This is a genomic window from Burkholderia sp. THE68 (assembly GCF_009938265.1).
Taxonomy (GTDB): domain Bacteria; phylum Pseudomonadota; class Gammaproteobacteria; order Burkholderiales; family Burkholderiaceae; genus Caballeronia.
On sequence record NZ_AP022320.1, the window covers coordinates 207,641 to 226,378 of the forward strand.

The following is an 18,738-nucleotide window of genomic DNA, read 5'->3' on the forward strand; positions in this document are numbered from 1 at the left end:
CAATCAACCCTATAGACCGCCGCGGTCACCGAGATAGGCGCCCGCGCCGGGCGCCGACGGATCGAGGCAAAGGAGCTTCAGCATTTGACGTACGGTACATACCGCGGTCGAGGTAACGGGGATACCGAGCATTTCCTGTGCTTTCTGAATGGCCGGCAGTGATGGCATCTGCACGCAGGCTGACAGGACCACCGTGTCGACACCGCTCACGTTCAGCTTTTTTACGTCATCGAGCAGAAGCATCGGATCGCGTGCGCCAACGTCGAGGTTGTCTTCGATGGAAAAATTAATCGCGTCGTGAACTTGGATACCCTCAGCTTCGATGTAATCGACCACTCGCTTTGTCAGGGCATCAGAGTACGGCGCCATCAGCGAAATGCGCTTTGCGCCAAAGCTCTTTAGCTCGTCGACCAGCGCGCCGGCGGACGTCATCACGCCCGGCGATGCGGGATGCTCCTTTAGCGCGTCATTGAGTGACTGCGCCGCGGTCCGGTGATAGCCGGGCCCCATGCACATGATCGCGACGAGGCAGGCGGTGCTAAGTACATCCACGCGGGCGTCGGCTAGCTCAACCGCACAACGCCCTGTGTCACGATTCATTCGCTCTAATTCCTCCGCAACAACCCGGTGCATCCTCACCCGACTCGCATGAAAGGAAAACTGATGCTCCGGGTGAGCACGCATATATGACGCGAACAGAGCTGGAATCTCCTTCTCCATCGTGATGTTTGAACTAGGCACGATTTGCCCGATGCGAAAATTCATGTCAACTCCGTTTGCTGAAGCGGCTTTTGCGAAAATTGTGCGAGCGCCTTTCTCATCGGATCGGGAATATCGGTCCCGACACGCGCGTCGGTGCGAACACAGATAGGCGAGAATTTAGCCGTGAAGATCGGCCGACTGTCCGGTGACTTAGCGTCGAGAAGAATGTCGAAGGAGCGCGTCCGAACCTCGCCAATGCTGCAACGAATATCGATGCTGTCGTTCGGCCACAGCGTTCCGTGAAAATCGAACGTCATGCCGCGACACGGCAATCCGACGTTGAAACGCTCACCCAGAGACTGTCCTTCGCCACCGGTTGACTCCGCAATGAACTCCTTGAACAGAGCTACCGCGCTCAGAACATAATCACTGAACCGCCCGGTAAATACCACGCCAGCCGGATCGCAGTCGGCCCAGCGTACTGTACGACGCACGGTGAACGGATCTTCCCGCAGAACGTACTCGTAGCTGTGAATCATGAAAGCGCCTCGTTGGCAGGTATCGCACCGGCGCTTTCCAGTTCGCGAACGAGTTCTGGGTATTGTTCTCGCAAACGTGCTACATCGACCCGCCCAGTACGAGTCATAAACTGATAGACGAACTGATGCGGCGAGAAAGTCGTCATCCACTCGCGGATGTTCTCGTACCAAAGATATGAAGCCTCGGACGCGTGGATCAAACGATCCTTGGACTCGCGGCGCAGTTCTACGTACCCATCAAGCGCACGTTGAACGTCTTCGCCACTGGAGGCGATCGCCTGAGCAAGGGCGATCGAATCTTCCATGGCGATGCGGGTTCCCGATCCGATGGAAAAGTGCGCACTCGCGAGCGCATCACCGATCAAAACGCGGTTTCCATTGAACCAGTTTGCATTTCGGATAACAGGGAACTGCCGCCAAGCCGAATTGTTTGAGATCAGCTTGTGGCCATCCAGTTCTGCCGCGAATACCGTTTCGAAAAGACTCTGCCTTTCGTCCAGCGACAACTGTTCCAAACCCAAGTCGATCCAGGTCTGATGATCGCACTCAGCGACGAACGTGCTCATCGTCTCGGAATACGGATAGTAGTGCGCGACGAAATAGCCACCTTGGTATTCTCGAAAAACCAAAGCGGGACATTCAAATGCTTTTCCGACACCGAACCAAGCAAAGTGACTACTCAGTTCCCTCTTAGTAGTACCAAATCCAATTTCGTCACTTGCACGTACCCGGGAATTAACTCCATCTGCTCCCACGACGATGTCCCCAGTCAGCGACTCGATATCGGAGACACGTGACGAGTAGGTCACGGGAATGTTCAGGCGCGCGGCGTGGTCCTGCAGAATATTCAGGAGTTTGAGTCTGGGAATGGCGCCACCGCCTTGTCCTGGACGCTTGACGGTGATCGGCGTGCTGCCGCTGACAATCGTTTGCTGCGTGCTGAACTTCATGGCCGCCATGAGATCAGCGCAGACTTCGGGCGCAGCATCGTTCAGCCGCGACAGACCCGTGTCGGCGAGGACCACGCCGAAGCCGAAGGTCGCGTCGGCTGCGTTCTGCTCGATCACTTCCGTCTGGACGTGTGGCGCGAGACGGGCAAGAAGGATCGCGAGGAAGAGACCGGACGGGCCGCCTCCAACAATGTCGATTTTCATGATTGCACCGTCGGGGTGACTACCAGTTTGTCGGTGTCGAATTGTTCGATCGATCCGACGAGGCCTCCGGTCAAGGCGCCGTACCAAACCGCGGGCTTGAAGCCCAGCGCTTTGCGCTCGAACGTGATTCCTGGCGCTCCGTCGATTCGGATATAGCCGCCTTCCACTCGTGTCGCCTTGTAGCCATCGGCCGCGTCAACGGCAGCAACGAGAGCGCTGAATTCTGGGACGTCCAGAACGAAGACGGATGCGACGTCCGATCGCACAGCCTTGTTGAGATGGTCACCTTTGCGCTGCCATACCGGTTCGATGCTCTTAAACGACGTACCGTCGTGGCTTGCACGCTCCAGTTCGATTGCGGCCTCGATGGTGCGAGTAGCATCGCCTGCGTCTTTTTCTTCGAACGGCCGGGTTTGATACGTGATTTCGATGGGATAGCCGTTGGGATCGACGAAGTAGATCGACTCGATTACTTCATGCCGTACCTGATAGCGTAGCGGAATACCTGTCTCTTCCACGCGTGCTCGCCAGTCGGCAAGCTCATTAGCATCCTTGACGAGCCATGCGGTGTGCGTGGCCCGCTCTTGATAGTGTTCGGTCGGGACGAGCTTTTCGGGACGCTCGGTGCCGATATAGTAGAAGAAAGCAATTGTGCTGCCATTTCCACTATCGAAGAAAAAGTGAAGGAAGTCGGCGTGGTCTGCCGGACCCCAGCCGCGAGCCGAGATAGCGTGAACCAGCGGCAGTCCCAGCAAGTCGCGATAGAAATGCACGGTTTCTTCGAGCTTCCATGTCGGACGCGCAGTGTGATGCACCCCGTGAAGCACAGGATTTGAAAGGAAGGTTGCTTTTTCTGAACGGTTCATGACTTATCCCTGTGTGACAGTTCGTTGAGTGCGCTCTTCATCAAGGCGCTCCATCACCTGCTTGCGCAGCAGGACTTTGCTCAGCTTGCCCGATGCGGTAACGGGGAACTCGGAGATGATTTCCACGCGCTCTGGCCATTTGAATTTCGCAAGCCCTTCGGCTTGCAGAAACTCCGTTAATTCGGGTAACGTGAGCGGCGCTTGTCCCGGCTTAGGAACAATAAATGCACACACTTTCTCGCCGTAGACGGGATCGGGCATGCCCACAATTGCCGATGCGTGGACGCGCGGGCACGTGTTGATCAAGTTCTCCAATTCCTCAGCGTTGATCTTTTCGCCACCGCGATCCACGACGTCCTTTGTGCGACCGCGGAAATAGAAATAGCGCTTCCCGTCAATGACCTTCGCCATCATCAGGTCGCCTGAGCGGTAGAACCCATCGGCAGTAAAGCGGTGCACGTCTTCTTTCTCGGACTTGAAGTAACCGCGGATGGTGTAAGGGCCGCGAAACAGCGCCTCACCGATTTCTCCGTCTGGCACTTCAGTATCAGTTCCAGGTTCTACAATCCGCACTTCGTCATAGGCTGAAACAGGGCGTCCAACAGACTCGTCGAGCACCGCCTGCGGGTCCGAAGGGTGCGCGAACATGATCACCCCTTCTGTCATTCCGAAGATGTGGTAGCAAGGTGAGCCCAGCATATCCCTCAAGCGAGGAGCGTTTTTCGGCCCGATAAGCTTGCGGCGTTGCTTCTCCTCGTCAGTTGCAAGACGCATCGTTTCCGTGATACGCGATAGGATCGGGCCAGCTAGACCAAACCAAGTCGGTTTGTATCGTTCGACTACACCGCAGAGCGTTTCCTGCCGAATGTCCGGGCACACCGTTACGCTCGCACCGACTAGCATCATCGGTCCGAAGAAGCAGGCCATGTTCATGTTGTGCATGAAGGGGGTAGGCATGAACAGGACATCGTCCTTGTTGTAGTCATTCCACTTCGCGACTTCGCGCATGTTCAGCAGATAGTCGTTTTGGAAGCGCGGAATGATCTTGGGTACTCCGGTCGTCCCCCCCGACAACTGGAAAACGGCAACCTGAAAGGGATCATCGGGGATCGCGTCCAGCATGCGACGTGCTTCAGCGCGATCCACGCTGTCGACCAGCGACCACAACGTCTCTGCCTTGCCGCGTTTCTCTCCTCGTGCCTGCACGATAATGCGCAGCGAAGGGACGTTTTCCTGCATCTCTTCCGCAAATGCCACGTCGTCGAACTTGGCGTCGTCCCCTTGAACGATGTGCACTGCGGCTTCACACAGGTTGCCCAGATACGAAATCTCGTGCTTGCGAAATGCCTGCAGTGCACAAAGGGGAATCAGCGCTGCCTTCAGGCAACCGACAAAGGCAATCAGAAGCTCGTTGCAGTTGCCGCACTGGAGAATGACGGGGTCAAGCGGACGAGCTCCTTGACGCAGCAATGCCGCGCCGAACCTGTCCGTGAGGTCGTCAAACTGCTCATAGGTGAACTCCCCCTCGGGACCGACAAGCGCATTGCGGTGAGCATTGTCTCGAAACGATTCCCGCAGCGCTGCGCGCAGCGACTGGCTCCCGAGAATGCCTTCCTCCATGTAGCGGGCCAACCGATCGGCATCGGGATAGCGAACTCCTTGCAGAAGCTCTTTAGGCCTGAACTTGATCTCGTTCAACTGTGTCTCCATCTTCATCTGTGAGATGCGGCGTCAGGACGCAAAAGTCCTGTCCAGCCAGGTACCGATATGTTGACCCGCCACTTCTCGACCTGATGGGTCATCACGCGTGAGGGCCATGCCATGATGGTTGCCGCGCACCTTGACTCGAGACTTGTCTTTGGCGGCGATATCGCTGTAGATGCGCTCGAAATCTTCCGGATATGCACACTGATCGCCGGTATATTCGAGGAATAACGTGGGCGCTTCGATCGACGACGCACATTTCGCGAACGACGCGTTGCTTGAAAGCCCCGACCATGTCGACAGCCACGACTCCGGCGTGACGACGCGACCGAACGCGACGCTTCCCCAATTCGAAGTGAAGGGATCATTACCCCACAACGAGCCGACCTTGCGGTCCGAGGGGTCGATTGATGTGTCCCAAGCACGAAGATCGGCATCGGTTCGCCAGACTTGGAAGATTGGAGCGTACCCGGCCACACGACGCTCGCTCGCGCTCGCGATCCCATCTTTTACCCGTTTGCGCGCTTCCTGTTTGCGGGCGATCAGTTCGCGCGAGCGCGCGTCAAGTTTCTCTGCCCGAACGAGTTGGGCCGCTTTGTAGCGCTGTACAAACTCCTGCGAGTAGTGACCTCTACGAGCTTCAAGGTCGTACCCGTTTTCCGCGCTGAACGGATCGAGCGCCGAGTCGATGGACATGGGGTCATTCTCGTCAACGACGCTGGGATCCAGGCTGTTCAGGAGAATCGCGCCTTGGCCAGGATGCGGCGACACCAGGATGAGGCCGTCAGCGGTCGGCATTTCCGCTTCCGACAGTCCCGTCGGACGGCCACCCGGTGTGCGCCGGATGCGAGCTTCTGGGGCCAGATTGGACTGTTGGTTGTAAAAGGCATATAGCGCCCCGCCGCCCGAGTTGCCGAGAAGGACAATGTTCTTAAAGTCGAGTGCTCGCAAATGGCTCATGCCAGCGGCCACGTCAAGCAGCGCGATCTCGTGTTCCAGACGGAGGTCATTGCCGATGGAGCGCGGACCTTGCACCCAGCATGCGCAGCCAGCATCAAGCACCGAAGGGACAAGATAGTGCGTCACCGACATCTCGCGCGGATGCATGATCGATACGACGGTCTTCTCTGTTCCCGTCCTGCTGAAGAGAAATCCGAGCGTCTTCTGGCCGTCGGCCGTCTGCAGCGCATACGGCACTACCTTGTATGGGCGGCGCATCAGGGCCGGATCCCAATTTGCCCCGCGAAGTCCAGCGGTCACCACCGCCTTCTCGATTTCAGCCACGTTGCCTCCTTCAAATATTGAGAGCCATTGGAAGCATGGTAGAATTTAATTGCGATGGGTGTCAATTAAATTTTCTAGGTAGACTGTCAGTACTTTCCCGAGACCGCTTGCACACCATGACGGCTGCATCCAGAAAAACAGATGAGGTGATTGCTGAGACTGCCCCGCGGCGACGCGGCCGGCCGCCGAAAGCCGCTTCGGCCATTGGTGCCGAACCGATCTTGTCACGCAACGTGATCATCGATCGCGCGAGTGAAATGGCCCGCACGATGCCGCTGGATCAAGTGTCGATGGTTCAGCTCGCGAAAGAGATGGGGGTCGCGCCGGGGTTGATTCACTACTACTTGGGCAGTCGAGACGACCTCATCTCTGGCGTGCTTAACAGCTACTACCGTCGGCGGCTCGAAGCGCTTCCGGCGCTCACCGGAAATTGGCGTTCGGACGTAGAAAAAATCGCTCGAATTTCCTATTCCCTCGCGCGTGATATGCCCGGAGTGAGCCTATATATTGCGTCCCATAATCGGTTTCGACTGTTCCAGTCTGTCGGTCCCGGCGAAATTGACTATGGGCTTGCGCTTTTCAATCACACTACGTCCTGCTTCCTTCAAGGGGGATTTTCTGCAGATCAGACGGCGCTTGCCTATCACCTGCTCGCGCAATATCTGTTGTCGTCGAGCATCTCGGCGGCGGGACGCCAGTCGCCAGCAGAGCACTCGGCGTATATTCGCGGGAAGTTCGATGCCGCCTCGGACGACAGGTATCCGGCGGCAAAGCTGGTAGGTAAGGCGTTTTCTGAATTGAGCGCGGACCGCGCCTTCGATGAGGGGCTGCGAGTGCTGCTAGAGGGCTTCGAACAGTGGCTTGCGCGACAGAGCAAAGAGTCCGACAGGACGGCGCCGCGCGCTGCAAGACGCAAGCGCGCGACAGAGCCAAGTAACGATCAGAACTTGTGACGGATGCCCAGGCGGACGCCGACCTGCTTGTCAGTCGATGACGGGCTGAATCCAGCGATCGACGCGACAGCCGGTTGGCCCAAGGAGTCGCGACCCATCGCGCGCTGAAGGACCGTCAGCGCGTACAGGTCTGTTCGTTTGGACAGGTTGTAGTCGACCCCCAGATCCAATTGGAGATATTTCGCCCCGTCATCGCCCTTCACCGAGTTGCGATGCGTATAGTCGATTCCCGCGCCAAATTGCAGCGACGGGGTCAACCAATACCGAGCGTTAAGATCGATGCTCGTGAAAATCGCGTCTCCGGTATAACCCAGCGGGTTAGGGCCAGACGATGATCCCAGCGATTCGAAACGTACATTCGTCCCGACGAGCGAGACCGTCGTGCTACCGAAGTTATAGGACGCGCCACCGCCAATGATTTGCAAGGTCTTGGCGGACGCATAGCCTGCGTAGACCGGATTGGATTCCGGCGAAGTGGCGCTTCCTGCCGAACCGATATTGTTCGCTGTGGCTGTCCCCTTGTTGGGCGTGTTCCCGTAGAACGATACATTCGGGTCACGGGCGTTCATGTATCCGACTCCCGCTGCGAAGCTCGTTCCCGTGTACCCCGCACCGAGTCCCCATATTTGATTTTGAGTGACACTACCGGCAACACCGCCGAAACTGTAGAGCGCGCTGGCCTTGAATCCGCCATAGGTCGCCGACTCGTACTTGATGGAATTGTTGATGCGGTTCGTGTTCGTCAGGTTGTCTAAATCGTCCGGATGGGAACCCATGTAGCCCGCAAACGTGCCGGAGGCCGCGAACTGCTGCACGTAGTTCACCAACGGATCATACTGTCGGCCAGCCGTAACTGTTCCCCAAGGGCTGGAAATGCCAACCCACGCTTGACGTCCAAACTCGGCACCGCCCTGAGCGAGGGCTCCAGTGTTGGCGAGGAAGCCATTTTCCAGGGCGAAGATTGCCTTCAGGCCGCCTCCAAGGTCCTCGGCGCCTCTCAAGCCCCAGCGACTTCCGCTCATGCCCGTACTGTGTGCGTCTGTCATTGCAAACTGCGATTTTCCTTGCGGCACTCCTGCGACTCTCGAAGTCTGAGCGCTGTTTGCGTACTGCAGGCCCAGATCCACAATGCCGTATAAGGTGACGGTACTTTGCGCATGGGCTTGCGCCGCCATCGCGGCAGCAATCGAGAAAGCGGCGGCATATCTTCCCTTCATTATTGCGTCTCCTTAGGTAGTTATACTAATTAATAGATCTGATCTCGAGTTTTTGTTCAGGAGCTCTCTGGCTGAGAGCTGAGTCGATAGACCTCAAGTGACGCCAAAATCTACCATATTTGCTAGGGGTGTCAATAAATATGTGGGAAGCGGAGGCTAACGTTTACCCGATATGTAGGATCAGCTGGTTGTCGTGGGAGACCTGCCACTAAGGCGTTGCGTGGGCAGCGAAGTACCACGCCACAGGCTAGCGAGTGCCGGCCCGCGGGCGCTAAAAGTCGACTGAAAGGTTGAATCGCGTAAATGTGGGCGTGCGCCAAAGATCGGAATTCTGAGCGGGTGCTCGGCTGATGTCTTTGACGCTGTCGACTATGGCGCGCTCGTGAAAGAGCGTCGCTGCCCCAAGACGTCCTGCGTCGTCAGTGCGAACCGTTTCGGCGCTAGGACCTTGGAGGAAGGAGCGGCGAGGCCCGACGATATCGCGGCGGTGATTGCCTTTCTCGCCAGCGACGACGCGCGCTTGGTGACTGGCGGCGTAAGCGCCTCCAGCGGACGGCAGCCTTACGCATGACGCCGTGCGATTACGGTTCGCTGCGACTTTCAGCAGTGCACCTGTACGGCAAGTTCTGCGTCACTCGTGATATTACTTGCCCGCCGCCGGGCTCTGTTTCCCGCGTCTGAATCCGAATCTTTTTGCGCGACGCTGGTATCGCCATTCGCTGCGTGGCCGCCGTTGGAATCCTGCGCATCTTCAGCATCGATGGACGATCTCGCCCGCTTCCAGAAAGAACTCCTCGGCGCGACCCTCGGGACTCCCTTCGCGCTCCCAGATCTCGTATGCAAGACGACGGATGCGATCCTGTTCTTTCTGATCATCCATGGTTCTCTTCCTTGTGCACGGTAGGGGCCGCAGGTATGTTCGCACAGCACATCCGTGTCGAGCATCGCAGCAACGGTCATGCCACGTCGTCTCGGATGACGCGCATCTCCGCGCTGAGAATTGCCCTGAAAATCTTCCCGATACCTCCGGGCATTGCGCGGCGAATCCTCAAACTATCCCTTCATACTCGGACAGTAACGCTCCCCGTCCTCACGGCTCTGCAGCACGGTTTCTGCCTCGCTGCCGGGAACATCCAATGCTGAAAGGCAAACGTGACCGAGCACACGTCAGTCTGTCTCAAACTTTTGGAGTTCTCATGAAAGCACTCGTCTATGAAGGACCGCGCAACGTCGTCGTCAAGGACATGCCTGACGCGCGAATCGAGCAACCCACGGACGTGGTCGTCAAGATCACCACCACCAACATTTGCGGATCTGATTTGCACATGTATGAAGGCCGCACGAACATGGAAACAGGTCGCATCCTCGGCCATGAAAATCTCGGCGTGGTCGTGGAAGCGGGCCCGGGCGTGGTCAACGTGAAAGTGGGCGACCGTGTGTGCCTGCCGTTTAATATCGGCTGCGGATTCTGCAAAAACTGCGAGAAAGGCCTTACAGGATTCTGCCTTACCGCCAACCCTGGCATGGCGGGAGCGGCATATGGATTTGCGGGCATGGGCCCCTACAGCGGTGGCCAAGCCGAATTTCTGCGTGTGCCGTTCGCAGATTTCAACTGTCTGTTGCTTCCGCCCGATGCGCAAGAGAAGGAAAACGATTACGTGATGCTCTCCGACATCTTTCCCACCGGCTATCACGCAACTGTTCTCGCCGGTGTTGAGGCGGGCGACAGCGTCGTCATCTACGGAGCGGGACCCGTCGGTCTGATGGCGGCCATATCGGCGGATCTCAAAGGTGCGTCGAAAGTGATGGTCGTCGATTCCCATCCCGACCGCCTCAAGCTCGCGGAGCAACTCGGCGCGATACCGATCGACGACAGCGACGGCGGTGCGGTCGATCGCGTGCTTGAGCTTACGGGAGGAGAAGGCGCCGATCGCGGCTGCGAATGCGTCGGCTATCAATGCTCATGCAAGGGCCACGAAGTGCCGAATCTCACGATGAACAATCTCGTGGAGTCGGTGCGCGCGACGGGCGGCATCGGCGTGGTGGGCGTATTCATCGCCGAAGATCCCGGCTCACCCGACGACCTGATGATGAAGGGACAACTCGCCTTCGATTTCGGCAGCTTCTGGATGAAAGGCCAGCACATGGCGACCGGCCAGGCCAACGTCAAGGCGTATAACCGCAAGCTACGCGATCTCATTGCCGCAGGCAAGGTGAAGCCTTCGCAGATCATTTCTCACGAATTGCCGCTGGAGCAGGCACCAGAGGGTTACAAGAACTTTGATGAACGCAAGGCTGGCTGGACCAAGGTTGTGCTGAAAACCGCGGCCTAAAGTGCATGCCTGATAAGGAGCAAACCATGCCCGATATCGAATATCCCCGGCCGCCCATGCCGCCACAGCAGCAAGACCGCCGCCCCGGACTCACAGCGCCAATGGACCCTCAACCGGACCATGGTGAATCCACTTACAAGGGTAGCAACCGGCTCGCTGGCAAAGTCACGCTCATCACGGGTGCCGATAGCGGCATCGGTCGTGCGGTAGCGATCGCCTTCGCGCGCGAAGGGGCAGACGTCGCAATCGCGTACCTCGATGAGCACGACGATGCTAGAGACACCGCGCGCTGGGTCGAGCAGGCTGGGCAGCGAGCGCTGCTTCTGCATGGAGACGTTACGGATCGCGAGCATTGCAAAGCAATCGTTGCAAAGACAGCGGAGACGTTCGGACGGATCGACGTATTGGTGAACAACGCCGCTTACCAGGCCACCTACGACAAGCTCGAGGACATCAGCGACGACGAATGGGACAAGACCTATTCGACCAACATCGGCGCGATGTTCCGCATCACCAAAGCGGCACTCGCGCACATGAAGCCGGGGAGCGCCATCATCAACACGACGTCTGTCAACGCTGATGCGCCAAATCCTGGTCTGATTGCTTACGCAAGCACGAAGGGAGCGATCCAGAACTTCACGGGCGGACTTGCCCAATTGCTCGCCGAGCGCGGCATCCGGGCGAACTGCGTCGCGCCGGGACCGATCTGGACCCCGCTCATTCCATCGACGATGCCGCCATCGAGCGTCGAAAACTTCGGCAAACAGACGCCGATGAAGCGTCCCGGTCAGCCGGCCGAACTGGCCGCCGCTTATGTGATGCTGGCGACGGACGAGGCAAGCTACATATCGGGCGCAACCGTAGCCGTGACGGGCGGCAAGCCCATCATCTGACGCGCATCATGCTCGGCTTGATTGATCATTTCGCTGCGCATGCTCGCGTGGCGAGATAGTCAATCAAGCACTTTCGTCGGTAGGCCGTAGTCATCCTCAGCGCGGATTGCGCAGGCATCCGACAACGGGAAAATGAGGCTAACAAAGCCTCGGACTTTTTGTATGCGCGCGCTGCTTACAGCAGGCGGCAAAAATCTTTCGCGTAAAGATCAGCGCTTTGATCCAAGTTCCCTGTGGCTGAATAGAGCAACGGCTGGCCATCTGGACTTCGCACACCGCCATCCACGACTCGACCCACTATAAGTCGATGATCGCCAGCTTCGACATCGGTGAGCACCTGACAATCGAAATAAGCAAGCGCGTCGAGCAATAGTGGCGCTCCAGTCCGACCAGGCCGCCACGCCGTTGACGACAGCTTATCGACGGTTCGGCCTGATTGCGTTCCGAAGTGCTCGGCCAATCGCTGCTGTTTCGCTTCCAACACGCTTATCGCGAAAATTCGACCGCTCTGAAGGATCGAATACGATTCGTGTTCAGGATTGATGCTGAGCGCGACGAGCAGAGGGCGAAACGATACGTGCATGATTGAACTCGCGGTAAAGGCATTCCGGAGATCACCGTACGCAACGCCAATCACGTACACGCCGGTCGTCAGATGCCGGAAAAGTTCTGCCATGCGCTCAGCCATGATTTTTCCTTTGCTTCTTCGCCTTGCAATTTCGTTGTTTGGCCCCGAGTTTCCGATGCGCTTCGCAAAGCTTGTTCTCTTTGTACCATCGACTCGTCCCGGCGAGCCTCCAATCGCGAGAAGATTTGCCCCGACGTAGGCTGATGAAACCCCGCTGGTCTGAGAATTACTTCCTCAAACGCAATCGGGGAATTGAGCCGTTCTTCTGCGCGGGCATTTGATACGATCGGCTCAGCATGCATCAAGCGCAGCCTTGAAACCCTCTTCCGTGAGCGGCTTCAGAAACGCTCCATCAAAATGATCCGGTTGTTCCTGCAGGTGCCCCGCGTCGCCTGTGATCGCCACGACGCAAGCAAGCTTGCTCGGACCCGCCGCGCGCAGGCGTCTGCAAAGGTCGCGACCATCGACATCTGGCAAGCCGATGTCAAGAAAGATGGTGTCATATCGGTTCTTTCCGATCAGCAGCATCGCCTGGTGTCCATCATAGGCAACATCCGCGACATGACCGAGTGATATCGCGAGGGCCCTGAATGCCTCGCAGAGCCGGGTATCGTTTTCTACAAAGAGAACGCGCATAGATGATTACCGAGGGTCGATTCAAGGGCGTCTGGGATTGGACTGTCCCGAAGCTAATGTCATTCGCGCAAGATATAGGCCAACTTCCGGTTTCAGGCGAATTCCAGTGCAAAGTGCGCAACCAGCACCGCCGCCGTCGCAATCGTCGCCAGCCAGCTCAGCGCGCGAAGCATCCAGTGCGCAGCGAGATCGCCCACCGCTCCACGCTTTGAGCTGAGCAGAACGAGCAGCACCAGCACCGGCGTCACGGTCATTCCGTTTACAACAGCGCTCCAATATAGTGCCCGGACAGGCTCGACACGGCACGCGGCCAGTATCCATGCAGTAGCGATGCCGAGCACCATGATCGTGACGAGCAGCCACGCAATCCTTTGATCACGCCGGTCGCCGCGTTCCCAGTGAAGTGAGCTCGCCACCGCCTGCGCCGCCGAGCCCGCCAGCGGCGGAAGCGCAAGCAATGCAGAACCAAGCAGCGCGAGCGCGAGGACATGACCGGCATAGCCCTTCGCGAGCGGCTCCAGTACGCGGTCGATTTGCACGACCTGATCGACAGGCGCGTGTCGCATGACGTGCAGCGTCGCCGCCGCCGCGATCATCACGCAGAGGCTGACGGCATTCGAAAGCCCGGTCCTCAGCAGCACTTGACCACGCACGACGCTCATCTTTCGGTTCAGCGCTTCTGAACGCGTACACTTTTGCTCCTCGACGTCTTGCGCTTCCTGTTCTGCCTGCGCGAACATCAGGTAAGGACTGACGGTCGTGCCCAGCACCGCGATCAACATCGTCACATAGCCTTCATTCCACTCCATGCGCGGTACGAAGGCGCGCAATGCGACCGTCTGCCATGGCACGTCGACGAGCAGGACGACTCCGACGTACCCGAACATCGCGAGCGTCAGCCATTTGAGAACTAGCGCGTAACGTTCGTACAAAATACTCCATTGCAACACGAGCGACACGCAGCCTGATGCCAACGTCAGCCACGCTATCGATCCTCCGCCAAGCAACTGCAGCGCAAGGCCCATCGCAAGAACATCAACCGCGATGTTGAACGTATTGGCGATAAGAAAGCGCCCGACAGCAAAGTAGAAGAACAGCGGCGCATAGTGCTCGCGCATGTTCGTCGTCAGTCCGCAACCGGTAATTGCCGCCACGCGCGCGGCGATGAGTTGCAGCGCAACCGTCGACGGATACGAGAGCACGCACACCCAGAGTTGATCGAATCCATACCACGCGCCCGCGAGCGTGTACGTTGCGATGCCGCTCGGATCGTTGTCCGAGGCGACCGTGACGAGTCCCGGCCCGATGTTCGCCGCCCACGAATGCGCACGACGCGCTGCCCCGGGCGTGCTGCTTTCGTTCGTCTGCTTGTTTCTTCGAAAGCGCATTCCGAGACTCGGCGAGAAGATAGCCGTGCTTGACGCACAAAACATTCCTTTTCTCCGCGTCCCGGGTGCGAGGCACGATCCGCTATGAGCACCGCGCAAATCAGACCGTCAGCTTCTCCGGTGTGGTCACGGGCTCGGCAGGATCGACGCGCGCTTCGAGCACCGCCGCCTTCGACGATCCGAGCAGCGACGCGATGGACGGCCTCAGCTCGTGCGGTTTCGCGCAGCGAAAGCCGTCCGCGCCGCACGCGATCGCCACCTGTGCGAAATCGATGCCGCCCAGCTCGCAACCGTAAGGCGGATTCCCGAGCTCTTTCTGCTCGAATACCACTTCCGCAAGCATATCGTTGCGCAGCACGACGATCTTGACGGGCAAGCCGTATCGGACTGCGGTCGAGAGTTCCCCCATCAGCATCGCGAAGCCGCCGTCCCCGAAGATCGCCACCACCTGACGCTTCGGAAAGGCCAGTTGTGCGGCAATCGCGAAGGGCAGACCGGGCGCCATGGTGGCGAGCATGCCCGTTGCGACCAGTTGCTGGCCCGAGCGTATCGACATAAAACGCGCCGCGAAATGCGTGTTCGCGCCGCAATCGAGACAGATGAGTGCATCGGGAGCCAGGGCATCGCTGATTGCGCGAATCACCGACTGCGGCCTGAGCGGCACTCGTTCGACGGCAGCCACGCGGTCCAGCAACGCGTTCCATCGCGCGACCCCTGCCTGCGTTTCCCGAAGGAACCCGGGGTCTTTTGGACGCAGCTTCGGCAGGAGAGCGCGCAGCGTTTCCCGCGTGTCGCCGACCAGTCCAACCTCGACCGGAAACCGCAAGCCGATGCGGTCCGCCTTCGTGTCGATCTGGACGCCGCGTGCCGCACCCGGCTGCGGATAGGAATCGATCCACGGCATCGTCGTGCCGATGATCAGACAGGTGTCGCAACGATGCATCGCCTCTTCAGACGGCAGCGTGCCCAAATGACCGATGCCGCCCGTCGAGTACGGCGAGTCATCGGGCATGACCGCACGTCCGAGCAGCGATTTCGCCACGGGCGCGTTCAGCAGTTCAGCCAGTTGCCGCAATTCGTCCGTTGCGCCGAGTGCGCCCTGCCCGGCCATGATCGCGACGCGATGACCCGCGTTGATCACGTCCGCCGCGGCACGCAGATCATCGGGCAAAGGCGTCGCCGCCGGCTGGCTCCACGCCGTGGACGTGCGCACGCCATGATTTTCGGTGGAAGGCTTGTCATCCGCGAGTCGTTGTAACTGAACGTCCTTGGGGATGGTGAGATGCGCGACCCCTCGGTTGCCGAGCGCGTGACGGCATGCAATGTCGGTCACGGTCAACGCATGACGAGGCCCTGTCACGGCGACGTTATACAGCGCGACATCCGCCATCAGCGCGGTTGTCTGCACGCCCTGCTGAAAGCGCGTGCCGAGCAGGTCGTGAAAAGTGAGACCCGTGATGGCGAGAACGGGCGCGCCATCCATATGGGCATCGTAAAGGCCGTTCATCAGATGCACGGCACCCGGTCCGGTCGTTGCGATGCACACGCCGAGCCGACCTGTCGCTTTAGCCCAGCCGGAGGCCATGAACGCCGCCGCCTCCTCGTGGCGAACGCCGATGAAGCGGATTCGGTCCTGATGTCTGCGTAACGCTTCGATCAATGGATTGATGCCGTCGCCCACGATGCCGAAGATGTGTTCGACATCCCAGGTCAGCAACGTCTCCACGATGATGTCGGACGTCGTTGCGTCGCTCGCCGGGTCGAATTGCGGTTGACGATTCCGGTTCGGCGGTTGACCGTGAAAGGTCGACGTAGGCTGCGCCTGCGCGGATGAAAGACCGCTCGCGAGCATGCTCGCGCCGCCGAGTGCCGCCGCGGTCAGAATCGAACGACGTTGAGCAGAGCGGGGGGCGTCGGTTGTCGATACATCGCCGCTTTGAAACGGCGGCTGTCCGCGCTTGTCCGGATCAGAAGCGAATGAATCCATGGTCGGCTCCGCCGCAAAAGCCGACACGATTTGCTGCTGTGTTGAGGCGGTTTCGTCGGCTGGACAGCCGCCCTGCTCGTCGGGAAGCAAGCCGCTCGCCTTACATTTCACCTTGCTGCAGTGGTACGCGCGGCGACGCAGGACGCTGCGGCGCCCTGTCAGCCAGACGCAAGAATGCAGTCGTCGTAAGTCTCATCATTCCTCTGGTTGATGTGTTTCCTCCATCGCGGGAAAGAACGCGTTCCACACTGCCCGAACGCCTTGGGCGGCGGTGGCCTGCGCGATAGCCATGTGATTACCTAGCAACGCCACGCAAAAAATACATCACAAAGTGATACATTTTTCAAACGTTTGGAGAACGGCGTGTGCCGAGATGATCCGTCGCTCGTCTGGGTAAAGACACGGCCCAAACGAGGCGCTTCAGCGTCGTTTTCAAGTCACTGCTTGCACTCACCAGCCCTCAGTAAGAGAACGAAACCGGCCTGCGCCTCGAATCTCGTCTTCTCCTCATTTTCTGGGCTCTTCGACGGCAAGCGGCATGTACTTTGCGGCGGCTTGGTACGTCCACCCCCGCGCTCAACGATCTGTCAGCCATTCATGGAAGCGGGCCCCTTCCCGCGCTCCAACGTGAATAGCTCTACCGAGGTCTCCCTATGTCCACTACTGTCGGCGATTTTCTGATTGACCGTCTTCACGCCTGGGGCGTGCGTCGCATCTACGGCTATCCGGGCGATGGCATCAACGGCGTCTTCGGCGCGCTGAATCGTGCGAAAGGCAAGATCGAGTTCATTCAGGCGCGGCACGAGGAAATGGCGGCATTCATGGCCTCCGCGCATGCGAAGTTCACCGGCGAACTGGGCGTGTGCATCGCGACGTCGGGGCCGGGCGCCGCGCATCTCGTCACCGGTCTCTACGATGCGCGCCTCGATCACATGCCGGTGCTCGCCATCGTGGGTCAGCAAGCGCGCGCGGCATTGGGCGGCCACTACCAACAGGAGGTCGATCTTCCCGCGCTGTTCAAGGACGTCGCCGGCGCCTTCGTGCAGCAGGCGAGCGTGCCGTCGCAGATCCGCCATCTCGTCGATCGCGCGGTGCGTATCGCGCTTTCGGAACGAAAGGTGACCGCGCTCGTGTTGCCGAACGATCTGCAGGACCTCGACTACGAGGCGCCCGCGCGCAAGCACGGCACGCTGCATTCCGGCGTCGGCTACCGCGCGCCGAAGACGGTGCCCTATCTTGACGATTTGCAACACGCCGCCGATGTGCTCAACGCCGGCAAGAAAGTTGCGATTCTCGTGGGCGCGGGCGCGCTCGGGGCCACCGACGAGGTGATGGCGGTTGCCGAAAAACTCGGCGCGGGCGTCGCGAAGGCGCTGCTCGGCAAGGCCGCGTTGCCCGACGACCTGCCCTACGTCACCGGCTCCATCGGCCTGCTCGGCACCGAGCCGAGCTACAAGCTGATGAACGAATGCGACACGCTGCTCATGATCGGCTCGGGCTTTCCCTACTCGGAGTTCCTGCCGAAGGAAGGCGCCGCGCGCGGCGTGCAGATCGACATCAAGGCCGACATGCTCTCGATTCGCTATCCGATGGAGGTCAATCTCGTCGGCGATAGCGCAGAAACCTTGCGTGCGCTGTTGCCCCTCCTGCAAGCGCAAACGAACCACGCGTGGCGCACGGATATCGAAGGCTGGCTCGGTGACTGGTGGAAGACGCTCGAGAAACGCGCGCTTGAGCCCGCGAAAGTTGGCGTGAATCCGCAGCGCACCGTGTGGGAGCTTTCTCCACGCGTTCCTGCGAACGCGATCGTCACCAGCGATTCGGGTTCATGCGCGAACTGGTACGCGCGCGATCTGAAGGTGAAGCGCGGCATGATGTGCTCACTTTCGGGCGGGCTTGCGTCGATGGGCGCGGCCGTGCCCTACGCGATCGCGGCGAAGTTCGCGCATCCGGAACGTCCCGTCGTGGCGCTCGTCGGCGACGGCGCCATGCAGATGAACAACATGGCCGAACTCATTACCGTCGCGAAGTACTGGAAGCAATGGTCCAGTCCGCAGTGGATCTGCATGGTGCTGAACAACCAGGATCTGAATCAGGTCACGTGGGAACAGCGCGTGATGGAGGGCGATCCGAAGTTCGAGGCCTCGCAGGATATTCCGTCCGTGCCGTATCACAAGTTCGCGGAATTGATCGGCCTGAAGGGTCTTTACGTCGACGATGCCGAGCGCATGGCAGCCGTGTGGGACGAGGCGTTTGCATCGGACCGTCCTGTCGTGATCGAGGTGAAGGCCGACCCGAATGTGCCGCCACTGCCGCCGCACATCACGCTGCAACAGGCCAAGGCCTTCGCGACCACGCTGATGAAGGGCGATCCGAGCCAAGGCAACGTGATCGTCGACACTGCGCGACAGGTGCTCAGTGCCGTGCTGCCAGGACACAAGGACAAGTAACGCA

General features: G+C 59.1%; 16 protein-coding genes and 1 pseudogene. 5 read left to right on the plus strand and 12 right to left on the minus strand.

What is annotated here, in order from left to right; genetic code table 11:
• Nucleotides 1-9: 9 nt before the first annotated feature.
• The 6 genes from BTHE68_RS36370 to BTHE68_RS36395 are packed head-to-tail and all read right to left on the minus strand — an operon-like array spanning nt 10 to nt 6,249.
• Nucleotides 10-765 carry a maleate cis-trans isomerase family protein gene (locus tag BTHE68_RS36370; protein WP_162071143.1) on the minus strand — a complete coding sequence of 252 codons (756 nt, stop codon included), beginning with the start codon at nt 763-765 and terminating at the stop codon, nt 10-12.
• Nucleotides 762-1,241, minus strand: coding sequence for an acyl-CoA thioesterase (locus BTHE68_RS36375; RefSeq protein ID WP_162071144.1), 480 nt, complete (start codon nt 1,239-1,241; stop codon nt 762-764). The genes BTHE68_RS36370 and BTHE68_RS36375 overlap by 4 nt, the downstream gene beginning before the upstream one ends.
• Nucleotides 1,238-2,395 carry an FAD-dependent monooxygenase gene (locus tag BTHE68_RS36380; protein WP_162071145.1) on the minus strand — a complete coding sequence of 386 codons (1,158 nt, stop codon included), beginning with the start codon at nt 2,393-2,395 and terminating at the stop codon, nt 1,238-1,240. Before BTHE68_RS36380 ends, BTHE68_RS36375 begins: the two co-directional genes overlap by 4 nt.
• On the minus strand, nt 2,392-3,261 hold the full coding sequence (locus BTHE68_RS36385) for a VOC family protein (protein WP_162071146.1): 870 nt from the start codon (nt 3,259-3,261) through the stop codon (nt 2,392-2,394). Before BTHE68_RS36385 ends, BTHE68_RS36380 begins: the two co-directional genes overlap by 4 nt.
• 3 nt (nt 3,262-3,264) lie before the next feature.
• Nucleotides 3,265-4,959, minus strand: a complete 1,695-nt coding sequence (locus BTHE68_RS36390; protein WP_232078387.1) for an AMP-binding protein — start codon at nt 4,957-4,959, stop codon at nt 3,265-3,267.
• A 33-nt stretch (nt 4,960-4,992) separates the two neighbouring features.
• A complete protein-coding gene (locus BTHE68_RS36395) occupies nt 4,993-6,249 on the minus strand; it encodes an alpha/beta fold hydrolase (RefSeq protein ID WP_174258162.1) in 1,257 nt (418 codons plus the stop codon).
• 116 nt (nt 6,250-6,365) lie between these two features.
• Here BTHE68_RS36395 and BTHE68_RS36400 point away from each other — a divergent pair, with 116 nt between their 5' ends.
• Complete coding sequence (locus BTHE68_RS36400) at nt 6,366-7,202, plus strand: TetR/AcrR family transcriptional regulator (protein ID WP_162071186.1); 837 nt, start codon at nt 6,366-6,368, stop codon at nt 7,200-7,202.
• Here BTHE68_RS36400 and BTHE68_RS36405 read toward each other — a convergent pair.
• Nucleotides 7,190-8,419, minus strand: a complete 1,230-nt coding sequence (locus BTHE68_RS36405; protein ID WP_061179289.1) for a porin — start codon at nt 8,417-8,419, stop codon at nt 7,190-7,192. The two genes, BTHE68_RS36400 and BTHE68_RS36405, sit on opposite strands and share 13 nt — an antisense overlap.
• A 460-nt stretch (nt 8,420-8,879) precedes the next feature.
• Between BTHE68_RS36405 and BTHE68_RS37125 the strand changes: the two are divergent.
• Nucleotides 8,880-8,990: pseudogene (locus tag BTHE68_RS37125) on the plus strand (3-oxoacyl-ACP reductase); the annotation flags it as partial.
• A gap of 180 nt (nt 8,991-9,170) precedes the next feature.
• Here BTHE68_RS37125 and BTHE68_RS37130 read toward each other — a convergent pair.
• On the minus strand, nt 9,171-9,299 hold the full coding sequence (locus tag BTHE68_RS37130; protein WP_232078390.1) for a DUF2934 domain-containing protein: 129 nt from the start codon (nt 9,297-9,299) through the stop codon (nt 9,171-9,173).
• Between the two features lie 316 nt (nt 9,300-9,615).
• On the opposite strand from BTHE68_RS37130, the gene BTHE68_RS36415 reads away from it, so the two are divergent.
• On the plus strand, nt 9,616-10,752 hold the full coding sequence (locus tag BTHE68_RS36415) for a glutathione-independent formaldehyde dehydrogenase (protein WP_162071147.1): 1,137 nt from the start codon (nt 9,616-9,618) through the stop codon (nt 10,750-10,752).
• Between the two features lie 26 nt (nt 10,753-10,778).
• Nucleotides 10,779-11,645, plus strand: coding sequence for a glucose 1-dehydrogenase (locus BTHE68_RS36420; RefSeq protein ID WP_162071148.1), 867 nt, complete (start codon nt 10,779-10,781; stop codon nt 11,643-11,645).
• 175 nt (nt 11,646-11,820) lie between these two features.
• Here the strand turns inward: BTHE68_RS36420 and BTHE68_RS36425 are convergent, their stop codons facing one another.
• From BTHE68_RS36425 to BTHE68_RS36440, 4 genes are all read right to left on the minus strand, one after another.
• Nucleotides 11,821-12,333, minus strand: coding sequence for a flavin reductase family protein (locus tag BTHE68_RS36425; RefSeq protein ID WP_162071149.1), 513 nt, complete (start codon nt 12,331-12,333; stop codon nt 11,821-11,823).
• Nucleotides 12,334-12,564: 231 nt separating this feature from the next.
• Nucleotides 12,565-12,909 (minus strand): response regulator, encoded by a 345-nt coding sequence (locus BTHE68_RS37330; RefSeq protein ID WP_162071150.1) that lies wholly within the window; start codon nt 12,907-12,909, stop codon nt 12,565-12,567.
• Between the two features lie 92 nt (nt 12,910-13,001).
• Nucleotides 13,002-14,342, minus strand: a complete 1,341-nt coding sequence (locus tag BTHE68_RS36435) for an NRAMP family divalent metal transporter (protein WP_502710630.1) — start codon at nt 14,340-14,342, stop codon at nt 13,002-13,004.
• A 55-nt stretch (nt 14,343-14,397) separates the two neighbouring features.
• The gene (locus BTHE68_RS36440; RefSeq protein ID WP_232078398.1) at nt 14,398-16,284 is read right to left on the minus strand and encodes a thiamine pyrophosphate-binding protein; all 1,887 of its coding nucleotides are present in this window, start codon (nt 16,282-16,284) and stop codon (nt 14,398-14,400) included.
• Between the two features lie 653 nt (nt 16,285-16,937).
• On the opposite strand from BTHE68_RS36440, the gene BTHE68_RS36445 reads away from it, so the two are divergent.
• The gene (locus BTHE68_RS36445; RefSeq protein ID WP_162071152.1) at nt 16,938-18,734 is read left to right on the plus strand and encodes a thiamine pyrophosphate-requiring protein; all 1,797 of its coding nucleotides are present in this window, start codon (nt 16,938-16,940) and stop codon (nt 18,732-18,734) included.
• The last annotated feature ends 4 nt before the right edge of the window (nt 18,735-18,738 follow it).